Consider the following 12,252-nt stretch of genomic DNA (forward strand, 5'->3'; position numbering starts at 1 on the left):
GAGATCTGGATCACCTCTACGGTGGCTCTGGAATCGATTCCAAGCCATGCCACCGCAGTCATGTCGAGGGGGACCCATGCAGCCACGTCCGCACATCCGTCACGCCGAGGGCCGCCGGCGGGGACCCGTCCCGCGCCGCGCCGTCGCGGTCCTCACCTCGGTCGGTCTCGGCGGCGCCCTGCTCGCCGGGCTGCCCGCCGCCGCGTCCGCCGAGCCCGCGCAGGCGGCCGCACCGGCCGACGCCGCCGCCGCGCAGCCCGCCCCGGAGAACCTCGCCGCCCTCGTGAACCCGTTCGTCGGCACCGAGAGCGAGGGCAACGCCTACCCGGGCGCCACCGTCCCCTTCGGGATGGTGCAGCCGAGCCCGGACAACACCAACAGCTACGCCTCGACGTCGTACTCCTTCGACGCGCGCCGCACGTGGGGCTTCAGCCAGCGGCACGTGAACAGCGCGGGCTGCCCGGCGGCCGGCGAGCTCCTGGTGACCCCGACGACGACGCCGCAGCCGGTCACCGCGCGGCAGTTCATCCCGATCACGGGCGAGGAGAGCGCGGAGGCCGGCTACTACTCGGTCGGGCTCGGCAACCAGGTCACCGCCGAGCTGACGGCGTCCGAGCGCACCGCCGTCCACCGCTACACCTTCCCGGCGACGCAGACCGCCAACCTCTCCTTCAACCTGGGGCAGACGCTGCGGGACGCGGGCGCCAGCTCCTACGCGTGGACCGACGCGCGCACGCTCGAGGGCTGGATCGACAACTCCGGGTTCTGCGGCGGCGGCGCGATGCAGCGCTACTTCTTCAGCCTCGAGCTCGACCGCGACCCGACCTCGCGCGGCGGGTGGAGCGGTTCGGCGACCTACGAGGCCGACCGCGCGCAGGGTGAGGTCGCGGGCGGCCAGAACGGCGCCGCCGTCGTGCTCGACACCCGCGAGGACGCCACGCTCGAGGTCAGCATCGGCGTCTCGTTCGTCGACGTCGAGGGGGCGCGCGCCAACCGCGAGGCCGAGGTCCCGGCCGGCACCACCTTCGACGTCGTGCGCGACGCCGCGCGCGAGCGCTGGAACGAGGCGCTCGGCCGCATCGCCGTCACGGCCTCGCCGCAGGAGCAGCGGGTCTTCTACACCCAGCTCTACAAGACGCTCCTGTCCCCGACCATCGGGAGCGACGTCGACGGCCGCTACCGGGGGATGGACGGCGAGGTCCACACCGCGGACGGCTGGACCTACCACCAGACGTTCTCGCTCTGGGACACCTACCGCACCCAGGCCACGCTGCACGCCCTGATCGAGCCCGAGCGGGCGCAGGACGTCGTGCGCTCCATGTACCGCCACCGCGTCGAGGGCGGGTGGCTGCCGCGCTGGAGCCTCGGGAACGTCGAGACCAACATCATGGCCGGCGACCCCGTCTCGGCGTGGCTGGCCGAGAACTTCACGCTCGGCACGGTGCCCGAGGACATCCACGACGAGCTGTGGGACTTCCTGGTGGAGAACGCGACCACCGCGCCGCCCGAGGGCGTCGCGAGCGTCGGGCGCCAGAGTGCGGAGTTCTACCTCGAGAACGGCCACATCCCCTTCTACCCGGAGACGCAGCCAGGTCTCGGGCAGCAGTTCGAGGAGTACCGCCACGGCGGTTCCTCGAGCATGGAGTTCGCCATCTCCGACGCCGCGATCGGCGCGGCGGCGCAGCGGATGGGCGAGGACGAGACCGCCCGCGAGTTCCTGCGCCGCGGCCAGAGCTGGCAGCGGCTGTGGAACCCCGACGTCGAGCTCACGGGTGGGTTCCGTGGCATGGTCAACGCCGTGCGCCCCGACGGCACCTTCGTCACGACGCCGGAGATCTCACCCGTCCAGCAGACCGGTTTCCACGAGGCCGTGCCGTGGCAGTACCAGTGGATGGCGGGCCAGGACGTCGCCGGCCTGCAGCGCGCGATGGGCGGCACCGAGGCCTTCCTCGACCGCCTCGACACCTACGTGAACCTGCCCGCGCTGCAGAGCAGCCCGGGCGCCCGGCCGTCGTCGTGGGACCCCGGCGGCAGCCGGTACTACCAGAGCCGCGGCTTCAACCCGGGCAACGAGCCGACCATCATGAACCCCTGGCTCTACAGCGCCGCGGGTGAGCCCGAGCACGTCAACGACGTCCTGGCGGCCGCGATGAACCTCTACCCGGACTCCCCGGGCGGCGGCGTCGGCAACGACGACCTCGGCACGCTCTCGGCCTGGTACGTCATGGCCGCGATCGGCGTCCAGCCGGTCGTCCCGGGCTCCGGGATGATGGCGCTCAACGCCCCCGCGTGCAGGAGGCCGTGGTCTCCTTCGGTGACGACTCCGGGCATCTGACCATCGCGGCCGAGGGTGCCACGGAGCGGACCCCGAGCTACATCGCGTCGGTGGCGCTCGACGGCGAGGACCACTCCGCCACCTGGGTCGACGTCGAGGACCTGCGCGCGGCCGGCGACCTGACCTTCGACCTCGTGCAGGACCGCACCACCACCTCCTGGGGGAAGGCGGAGGCCGACCGCCTGCCGAGCGTGGCGTGGCCGGACCGCGTCGCACCCGAGCTCACGACGGTGGAGGTCGCCGCGACCGCCGGCGTCGCGAGCCCCGTGACCCTCGGCTCGCTCGCGCTGACCGACGACCGCCCGGACGCACCGGGCGACGTGCCGGTCGACGAGCTGCTCGCGCGGGACGTCCCCGTCTCGGCGTCGCTCGAGATCGACGGCGCCACCGTCCCGGTCGAGGCGACCGCGACGGACGACGGCACCGCCTGGGAGCTGGCCGCCGTCCTCGATCTCCCGGAGACCGGCACCGTCACCGGGACGCTGACGGTGGCACCCGCCGGGGAGCGCCCCCGGTTCGCGCCGGAGCCGTTCGCGCCCGTGACCGCCGAGGTGACGGTGCAGGTGCGGCAGGTGCCGCTCGAGTTCGTCGACGTCGCCCCCGACCAGCAGTTCGCCGCGGACATCGCGTGGCTCGCGGAGCGTGGCATCACCACCGGGTGGGAGAACCCCGACGGCACCCGCGAGTTCCGCCCGCTGACACCGATCGCGCGCGACGCGATGGCGGCGTTCCTGTACCGCCTCGCCGGGCGCCCGGAGGTCGCGCTGCCCCCGGCCTCGCCCTTCACCGACGTGACGCCGGAGAACCAGTTCTACACGGAGATCGTGTGGCTCTCGCAGGCCGGCATCTCGACCGGGTGGGGATCCGGGGACGGCACGGCGGAGTTCCGCCCGCTGGAGCCGATCGGCCGCGACGCGATGGCGGCGTTCCTGTACCGGATGGCGCAGGAGCCCGACACCACGCCGCCGGCGGTCTCACCGTTCACGGACGTGACGCCGCAGACGCAGTTCTACCGGGAGATCACGTGGCTGCACGGGACGGAGATCGCGACCGGCTGGGTCGGCAACGACGGCACCGCGCTGTACCGTCCGACGTCGCCGATCAACCGCGACGCCATGGCGGCGTTCCTGCACCGCTTCGACGAGCGGGAGCAGCGGTGAGCGCGGCGGTGGCGACGCGAGCCGTCCGGCGCGCGCGGCGGGCGCGTCTCGCCGTCGCCCCAATCGCGGCGCTCGCGGTGGGGGCGACGCTCGCGCTCGTCCCGACCGGGGCGGCGACGGCGGAGCCGGCGCCCGAGAACCCGTCGGCGCTGGTGAACACCTTCATCGGCAGCCGCGGGGAGGGCAACACCTTCCCGGGCGCGACCGCCCCGTTCGGGATGACGCAGGTCAGCCCGACGACGGCGTGGTTCTCCGGCTACGCCTACGACGACCCGACGATCTACGGCTTCAGCACGCAGAACCTCTCGGGCGCGGGCTGCTGGGAGCAGGGCGGCGTGCTGCCGATCCAGCCGACCACCGGGTCGGTCGGCCCCGGCGCGACGTTCGACACCGGGGACGCCGCGACCTTCGACTACCGCAGCTACGGCTCGGGCTACACGCACGAGGGCGAGGTCGGCGAGGCCGGGTACTACCGGACGATGCTGACCTCGTTCGGCGGGATCGACGTCGAGACCACCGCCACGACGCGCGTCGGGCTGCAGCGCTACACGTTCCCGGCCACCCCCGAGGCGAACCTCTTCCTCAACGTCGGGCAGGCCAACGGCGTCGCCGGCCGCGCCGACGCGCAGATGAAGATCCGGTCGTCCTCCATCGAGATCGGTGACGACGGCGTGATCACGGGCGAGGCGGAGGCGCAGGGCTTCTGCTCCGGCCAGGGCTACACCTACACGCAGTACTTCGCGCTGCGCGTGGACGGCGACGTCACCGGCTCCGGCACGTGGGACGCCCGGGGCGCACAGGCCGGCCGCCCCGCCGTCGCGAACGACGCGCAGGGTCTGGCGGGCGCCTGGCTCACGCTCGACACGACGACCGACCGCACGGTCCAGGTCTCGACGGCGATCTCCTACACCTCGGTCGAGGGGGCGCGGCGCAACCTCGCGGCCGAGGGTGAGACCGCCGACGGCGCGCTGGTGCCGTTCGACGAGGTCCGCGAGCGGACGCAGGCCGACTGGGACGCGGAGCTGAGCCGCATCCGGGTGCACGGCGGCTCCGACGACGACCGGACCGTCTTCTACACGGCGCTCTACCACGCGCTCACGCAGCCCTCGATCGGCACGGACGTCGACGGCCGTTACGTCGGCCTCGACGGTCGCGAGCACGTGGCCGACGGCTGGGAGTACTACCAGTACTTCTCGCTGTGGGACACCTACCGCACGCAGAACCAGCTGCTCGCGGCGTTCTGGCCCGAGCGGGCGCGCGACCTCGGGCGATCGGTCCTGGCGATCGACGCCCAGGCGGGCTGGCTGCCCCGCTGGTCCTACGCCAGCTACGAGACCAACACCATGACGGGTGACCCGGCCGGGCCCTACCTCGCGGACCTGTGGCGCTACGGCGCGATCGACGCCGAGGGCGACCCGGGCGCCGTCGTGCTCCCCGCCGCCGAGACGCTGGCCGGTGAGGACGTGGCGCTCGACGCCGCCACCGCCTACGCGGCGATGGTGAGGAACGCGACCGAGCTGCCGCCGGCGGACTCGCAGTTCGCGGGCCGCTCGGGCAACGCGAGCTTCATCGCCGACGGGTTCATCCGGCACGAGCCGGGCGTGGCCAAGAAGGGGATGTCGGACGACCGGCAGCGCGCCGGGTCGGCCACCCTCGAGTACGCGGTGGGCGAGTGCGCCGTCGCCGTCGTGGCCGACGACCTCGGGATCGAGGCGGACGCGCGCCGGCACGCCGACCGGGCCGGGAACTGGCGGAACGTCTGGGACCCGAGCGTCACGCACGGGGGCTTCACCGGCTTCCCGCGCGCCCGGGTCTCGCCGACGCAGTGGAGCCCGTCCGCCCCGGAGGCCTCGGGCTCGGACTCCAACGGCTTCGAGGAGGGCACGCCGTGGCAGTACCAGTTCTCCACGATGCAGGACCCCGAGGGGTTCGCGGCGCAGGTCGGCGGGCGTGAGCAGGCGCTGGAGCGCCTCGACACGTTCTTCGAGACGCCCGGGATCCTCGACGGCAGCGACGGCTGGCTCACGCACGCGCGCTCGAGCTGGGTGACCGGGGCGCTGGACTACTCCGGCTCGAAGTACAACCCCAACAACGAGCCCGACCTGCACGCGCCGCTGTACTACTCCTACCTCGGCGAGCCCGCGAAGGCCTCCGCCGTGGTGCGCACCGCGCAGCGCCTGTTCACCAACGGCCCGGCCGGGGTCACGGGCAACGACGACCTCGGCACGATGTCGGCCTGGTACGTGCTGACGTCGCTCGGCCTCTACCCGGGGCTGCCCGGCACGGGCGAGCTGCTCGTGACGAGCCCGCGGTTCGAGCGCATCGAGATCACGCTGCCGGACGCCCCCGACCTCGTGATCGTGGCCGACGGCGCCTCGGGGGACGAGCTGCAGATGGTCGACGGCGTCTCGCTGGGGGGCGACGCCGTCACGCGCAGCCACCTGACCATCGAGGAGGTGCTCGCCGGCGGTGAGGTGCGCGTCGACCTCACGTCGGAGACCACCTCGCCGTGGGGCACGGGACCGGGCGACGCGCCCGTGTCTCGCTGCTCGACCGTGGCGCAGCTGCGGGCCGCCGAGGGCCGGGTCGTGGGCGTCGAGGGGCTGACCGGGGCGGTCGGCACCCTGACCGGTGCGGAGGCGGCCGTGCCGGCCGATGCCACGGCGCGGCTGGACTGGGAGGACGGGACGAGCACCGCCGTCGCGATCGGCGACGGTCTCGCGCGTCCGCTCGAGGTCACGACGCCGGTCCTCGCCGGGCCGGGGGAGCGGCGCGGCGAGCTCGTGGTGACGCGTGCCGACGGCGGTGAGATCGCTCGCACACCGTTCGCGTACACGGTCTCGCTGGTCTCGCCGTTCAGCGACGTGGCCACCGGTGACCAGTTCGCGAGCGACATCATCTGGGCGCACGACCGGGGCATCACGCGCGGGTGGGCGGAGTCGGACGGCACGGCGACCTACCGGCCGCTCGCCCCGATCGCGCGCGACGTGATGGCCGCGTTCCTCTTCCGCCTCGCGGACGAGAGCGACTACGTGGAGCCCGCGGTGTCGCCGTTCGTCGACGTCGCCACGACCGACCAGTTCTACCGGGAGATCGCGTGGCTCGCCGAGCGCGGGATCTCGACCGGGTGGGAGCGGGCCGACGGCGCGCGCGAGTTCCGGCCGCTCGAGCCGATCGCCCGCGACGCGATGGCGGCGTTCCTGTACCGGCTCGCCGGCTCGAGCGGGGACGACGGGGACGGCGGGGGCGACGCCGCAGGGGTCTCGCCGTTCGTCGACGTCGCGGTCACGGACCGGTTCGCCACCGAGATGATCTGGCTGCACGACACCGGCATCGCGACCGGCTGGGAGGGCAACGACGGCACCCGGCGGTACGAGCCGCTGCGCCCGATCGCCCGCGACGCGATGGCCGCGTTCCTGCACCGTTTCGACGAGCGGGAGCGTGACTGACCCGTCGTAGGTTTTGTCGGACTGTCGACCTAGTGTGGCGCTCGGAGCGGGGTCCCGGATCGGGACCCCGCTCCGACGGCGCCGCCCGCCCCGGTGCCGCTCGACGATCGGAGCCACCGTGTCCCTCACCATCCCCTCGCGCCGCGGGTTCCTCCTCGGGCTCGGCGCCGTCGCCGTCCCGGTGGTCCTGGCCGGCTGCGGGTTCACGCAGCAGTCCTCGCCGTCGGGCCGCACCGACACCCTGACCTTCACCACCTGGGGCACCGACGCCGAGCTCGCCGGCTTCCGCGCCGCGATCGCGGCGTTCGAGGAGGCCAACCCGGGCTCGACCGTCGAGCTCAACGCCGTCCCGTACGAGCAGATGTTCACCAACATCGACGCCCAGCTGCAGGCCGGGAACCCGCCGGACATCTTCCGCGTGCCGTACTACACGTTCGGCGCGTACGCCGGCCGCGGTCAGCTGCTCGACCTGTCCCCGCACCTCACCTCCGGCCGCCAGGACGCGTTCACGCCCCAGGCGTGGGCGGCGGTCCAGAACGGGGAGGGCACCTACGGTCTGCCGCACCACACCGACACCTCCGCGATCCTCGTCAACCGCGACCTCATGACCGCCGCCGGCGTCACCGAGATCCCGGAGCGGATCGAGGACGCGTGGACGTGGGAGGAGCTGGCGGCCATCGGCGACCGCCTGAAGGCGGGGCTGCCCGCCGGCACGAGCCCGTGGGCCTACAACTGGCAGGGCAACGGCGTCACGCGCTGGCTCAGCCTGCTGTTCCAGGCCGACGGCGCGTTCCTCGACGCCGACCAGGTCACGCCGCTGATCGACTCCGACGCCGGCCGCGCCGCCGTCGAGTTCTCCTCCTCGTTCTTCTCCTCGGGCTACGTGCCCGCCAACAACACGATCGCCTCCTCCAGCTACGCGAGCGAGTCGTGGTTCTCGCAGTCGGTCGCGATGGTCTGGTCGGGGGCGTTCCAGCTGCCCGACGCGCAGGACACCGCCTCGTTCGACTGGACCGCCACCTACGCGCCCCGCGGCGTGCGCGGCGGCGGCGACTTCGGCGGCAACGCGCTCGTGGCGACGGCGGACACCGCCCAGCCCGAGCTCGCCGCGGCGTTCCTCGAGTTCGTCACCGACGCCGACCCGATGCGCGACTTCTGCCGCGCCGCGTCGCTGCTGCCCACGCGGGGCGATCTCCTCAACGACGATCTCGAGTTCGACGTGCGCAGTGAACTCGCCCCGATCTTCGCGGCGCAGGCCGGGGTCGTGCAGGCGCAGGACGTGGCGCAGGTCGCGAGCCCGTCGATGTCGGCCATCATCCCGGTGCTCAAGGAGCAGCTCGACCTCGCCTTCGCCGGGTCGCAGGACGCGGCGACGACGGTGGCGAACCTCAGCAGCGGGATCGCGGCCGCCACCGGTGCCTGAGGCGACCGCGACGGGCGTGCCGACCACCGCCGTCGCGTCCGCACCGGCGCCGGTGCGATCCCGCGCCCGGCGCCCCGGCGCCCGTGCCGAGGCGCTCGCGGCCTACGGCTTCCTGACGCCGAGCTACGTGCTGCTCGGCATCTTCGTGCTGCTCCCGCTCGCCGGTGCGCTGCTCGTCAGCCTGCAGCGGACCGACGGGTTCGGCACGGGGGAGTTCGTCGGCCTCGCGAACTACTCGCGGCTGCTGGGGGACGCGCTGTTCTGGCGCTCGCTCGGCAACACCGTGCTGTTCACCGCGATCGTCACCCCGGCCTCGATGCTGCTGGGTCTGCTGATCGCGGTGCTGCTCAACACGGCGCTGCCCGCACGGGGGATCTTCCGCTCGCTCATCATCCTGCCGATGGCGGTCTCGGGAGTGGCGACCGGCCTCATCGGGGTCCTCGTGTTCGACCAGAACTCCGGCATCCTCAACCGCCTGCTCGGCACGGTCGGGATCGACCCGATCACGTGGCAGTCCGACGCCGTGCCCGCCTTCGTGACGATCGTGGTGGCCACCGTGTGGTGGCGCACGGGGTTCACCATGCTCATCTACCTCGCGGGGCTGCAGGGCATCGGGCCCGACCTTTACGAGGCCGCGCGCCTCGACGGCGCGAACGCGGTGCAGCGGTTCCGCAACGTGACCGTTCCCCTGCTGGGGCCCACCACGTTCTTCCTCGGCGTCCTCAACGTCATCTACTCCTTCCAGGTGTTCGACATCGTGTTCGTCCTCACCGGTGGCGGGCCGGCCGGGGCGACGTCGGTCCTGGTGACCTACGCCTACGAGACCGGGTTCGTCACGCGCGACCAGGGCTACGCCGCGGCGATCGGCTTCGTGCTGCTGCTGTTCGCGATGATGTTCGCCGCCGCGCAGTGGCGCGCGAGCCGGACCCGGGAGGTGACCGAGTGAACGCCCGGCGCGGGATCGTGTGGCGGACGGTGGTGATCGCCGTCGTCGGACTCGTGACGATCTCCCCGCTGTACTGGATGCTGGCGGTCGCGTTCTCCACGCGGGCGGAGCTGCTGGGGGGCGGGGCGCTGCGGCTGTGGCCGCGCGAGGTGACGCTGGAGAACTTCGAGCGCGTCTTCTCCTCGTTCCCGGTGGCGACCTGGTTCAGCAACTCCGTCGCGATCTCGCTCGTGGTGATGGTGCTGTCGGTCAGCACGAGCCTGCTCGCCGGGTATGCGTTCTCGCACCTGCGCTTCCGCGGGTCGACGGCGCTGTTCTTCGTCGCGCTCGCCACGATCGTGCTCCCGGTGCAGGTGATCATGGTCGGCCTGTTCCGGATCATCACCGAGACGAACCTCTACGGCACGTACTGGGCCGTGATCCTGCCGACGACGGCGAACGCGTTCGGCCTGTTCCTGGCCCGCCAGTTCCTCCAGGGCATCCCGCGCGAGCTGATCGAGGCGGCGCGGCTCGACGGCGCGGGTCACCTCACGACGTTCGTGCGGATCGTGCTGCCGCTCGCCCGGCCGCTGATCGCGGTGCTCGCGTTCATGAGCCTGCTGTCCTCGTGGAACGACTTCGCCTGGCCGCTGATCGCGCTGCGCGAGAACCGGCTGTTCACCCTGCCGATCGGACTGCTCTACCTGCAGGGGCAGGCGAACAGCGACTACGGCGCCACGATGGCGTTCGCGCTGGTCAACATCGTCCCGATCGCGCTGGTCTTCCTGCTGTTCCAGCGCTACTTCATCGCGGGGTTCGCGCGCAGCGGCATCCGCTGAGGATGGTTCGGCGGGCGCCTCAGCGGCCCTGGCGGTCGTGCTTGACCCGACGGCGCAGCTGACCGATCCGCAGCGCACCGACCACGAGGACCACGAGACCCACGCCGATCCCGGCGATCAGGCAGACGACGGCGAGCGGCGCCGTCCCGGTCGCGCCCAGGAAGTTGACCTCGACCATCTCGGTGTTCTGCAGCAGAAAGATCACCAGGGCGATCAGCACGAGCACGCCGACGATGAGGCCCACCCAGACCGAGGCGGTCCGGGTGTGCAGGGCGTCGTCGGTGCGCTTGCCGGCCGCGGGGCGTCCGTCCCGGCCGCCCTTGCCGGTCGGCTTGGCCGAAGTCTTGTCGCTGCCGGCTCCCGGGGCGGTCGTGCCCGCGCCCGTGCGGGGCGAGGACGTCGTACCCGACGGCGTGGTGCCCGGGGTCCCGGTCGATCGCGGCGACGGTTCGACGTCGGGTGCCGCGACCGTGGGCGGGAGCGGCGTGCGGTCGGGCTGCGGCTGCGGGCTGGTGGGGGTCGTCATACCGGCGAACCTACGCCTGCCCGCGACCGCCGTACAGGTTCCTGCTCGCGGGCGCGTCAGCCCGCCAGCGCGCGGACCTTCTCCAGGAGTGGCCCGGCCGCCTCGTCCAGGAAGCGCTGCTGGGCGACGTCGCCGATCTGGACGAGCGCGACGTCGGTGAAACCCGCCTCGAGGAACGGGACCACGCTCGCCGCGAGCTCGTCGAGGTCCGGTCCGCACGCGATGCTGTGCGCGACGTCCTCGGGTCGCACGAACTGGGTCGCCCCCGCGAAGCCCGCCGGCGTCGGCAGGTCGGCGTTCACGCTCCAGCCGCCCGCGAACCAGCGGAACTGCTCGTGCGCGCGCTCGATCGCGACGTCGCGGTCGGGGTCCCAGCTGATCGGCACCTGGCCGATCTTGCGGGAGGCGCCGCCGGGGTGGCGCGCGTCCCAGTCGGCGACGAGCTCGGCGTCGGGCTCGACGGCCACGAGGTGGTCGCCCAGGGGCGCGAAGCGCTCCACGGACTGCTCGCCCGAGACCGCCAGGGCGATCGGGACACCGCCGTCGGGCACGTCCCAGACCCGGGCCGAGTCGACGCGGAAGTGGTCGCCCTCCCAGGTCACGAGCTCGCCGGTGTGCAGCTCGCGGATGATCGTCACGGCCTCCTCGAGCATGTCCTGGCGCTCGTGCACCGAGGGCCACCCGTCGCCGACCACGTGCTCGTTCAGGCTCTCGCCCGAACCGAGACCGAGGGTGAAGCGGCCCTCGCTCAGCAGCTGCAGGGTCGCGGCCTTCTGCGCCACGACGGCGGGGTGGTACCGGATCGTCGGGCACGTCACGTACGTCATGAGCTCGACGCGCTCGGTCGCCTGCGCGACGGCGCCGAGCACCGTCCACGCGTAGGGCGCGTGGCCCTGGCTCGTGAGCCAGGGGGAGTAGTGGTCGCTGGAGACCTCGAAGTCGAAGCCGATCCGCTCGGCGGCGGTGGCGTAGCGGACCAGGTCGAGCGGACCGCTCTGCTCGGTCATGAGGGTGTAGCCGAATCGTGCGGACATCGTCGTCTCCTGACGTCGTGGTGCCGGCTGGCCTGATTCTCCACCCTCCGGCGGGGCGGCGGGGATGTCCAGGACGGCGATGGTCAGGAGCGCGTGGGCGGGGAGAGACTGGGGCATGCGCAGCATCCACGTCAGCAGGGTCGTCGCCGCCTCGGCCGAGGAGGTCTACGCGGTCGCGTCCGATCCGGACCGCCTCCCGGCATGGGCGTCGGGCCTGGCGAGCGCCGACGTCGTGCGCGAGGGCGACCTTCTGCATGTGGCCTCCCCGATGGGAAAGGTCACGGTGCGCTTCGTTTCACGCAACGACCTGGGGGTGCTCGACCACGACGTGACGCTGCCGGACGGCACGGTCGTCACGAACCCGATGCGGGTCGTGGCGCACCCCGACGGCGCCGAGGTCCTGTTCACGGTGCGCCAGCTCGCGATGTCCGACGCCGAGCTCGAGCGGGACGCGGGAGTCGTCGCGGCGGACCTCGAGCGGCTCGCCGCGCTCGTGGAGCGGCGCGCCTGAGCGACGCCCCACCGGAGCGCGACGGCGAGAGGCCCCGCCGGCTAGCTGCC

9 protein-coding genes are annotated in these 12,252 nt (G+C 72.9%); 7 read left to right on the plus strand and 2 right to left on the minus strand.

Features of this window, described 5'->3' with window-relative positions; genetic code table 11:
• The first annotated feature begins 76 nt into the window (after positions 1 to 76).
• From QQK22_RS16950 to QQK22_RS16975, 6 genes are all read left to right on the plus strand, one after another.
• The gene (locus QQK22_RS16950) at positions 77 to 2,335 is read left to right on the plus strand and encodes a GH92 family glycosyl hydrolase (RefSeq protein ID WP_284248447.1); all 2,259 of its coding nucleotides are present in this window, start codon (positions 77 to 79) and stop codon (positions 2,333 to 2,335) included.
• Entirely contained in the window at positions 2,290 to 3,495 is a 1,206-nt protein-coding gene (locus tag QQK22_RS16955) for an S-layer homology domain-containing protein (RefSeq protein ID WP_284248448.1), read from the plus strand. Before QQK22_RS16950 ends, QQK22_RS16955 begins: the two co-directional genes overlap by 46 nt.
• On the plus strand, positions 3,492 to 6,944 hold the full coding sequence (locus tag QQK22_RS16960) for a GH92 family glycosyl hydrolase (protein ID WP_284248449.1): 3,453 nt from the start codon (positions 3,492 to 3,494) through the stop codon (positions 6,942 to 6,944). The genes QQK22_RS16955 and QQK22_RS16960 overlap by 4 nt, the downstream gene beginning before the upstream one ends.
• A gap of 118 nt (positions 6,945 to 7,062) precedes the next feature.
• Positions 7,063 to 8,367, plus strand: a complete 1,305-nt coding sequence (locus QQK22_RS16965) for an ABC transporter substrate-binding protein (protein WP_284248450.1) — start codon at positions 7,063 to 7,065, stop codon at positions 8,365 to 8,367.
• Positions 8,360 to 9,313, plus strand: coding sequence for a carbohydrate ABC transporter permease (locus QQK22_RS16970; RefSeq protein WP_284248452.1), 954 nt, complete (start codon positions 8,360 to 8,362; stop codon positions 9,311 to 9,313). Before QQK22_RS16965 ends, QQK22_RS16970 begins: the two co-directional genes overlap by 8 nt.
• Entirely contained in the window at positions 9,310 to 10,131 is an 822-nt protein-coding gene (locus QQK22_RS16975) for a carbohydrate ABC transporter permease (protein ID WP_284252324.1), read from the plus strand. Before QQK22_RS16970 ends, QQK22_RS16975 begins: the two co-directional genes overlap by 4 nt.
• 19 nt (positions 10,132 to 10,150) lie before the next feature.
• On the opposite strand, the gene QQK22_RS16980 is transcribed toward QQK22_RS16975, so the two are convergent.
• Positions 10,151 to 10,657 carry a LapA family protein gene (locus QQK22_RS16980; RefSeq protein WP_284248458.1) on the minus strand — a complete coding sequence of 169 codons (507 nt, stop codon included), beginning with the start codon at positions 10,655 to 10,657 and terminating at the stop codon, positions 10,151 to 10,153.
• 56 nt (positions 10,658 to 10,713) lie between these two features.
• Entirely contained in the window at positions 10,714 to 11,691 is a 978-nt protein-coding gene (locus QQK22_RS16985; protein ID WP_284252436.1) for an LLM class F420-dependent oxidoreductase, read from the minus strand.
• Positions 11,692 to 11,806: 115 nt separating this feature from the next.
• Between QQK22_RS16985 and QQK22_RS16990 the strand changes: the two genes are divergently transcribed.
• Entirely contained in the window at positions 11,807 to 12,202 is a 396-nt protein-coding gene (locus QQK22_RS16990; protein WP_284248460.1) for an SRPBCC family protein, read from the plus strand.
• Positions 12,203 to 12,252: the final 50 nt, after the last annotated feature.

This window comes from Litorihabitans aurantiacus (genome assembly GCF_030161595.1).
GTDB classification, from domain to species: Bacteria; Actinomycetota; Actinomycetes; order Actinomycetales; family Beutenbergiaceae; genus Litorihabitans; species Litorihabitans aurantiacus.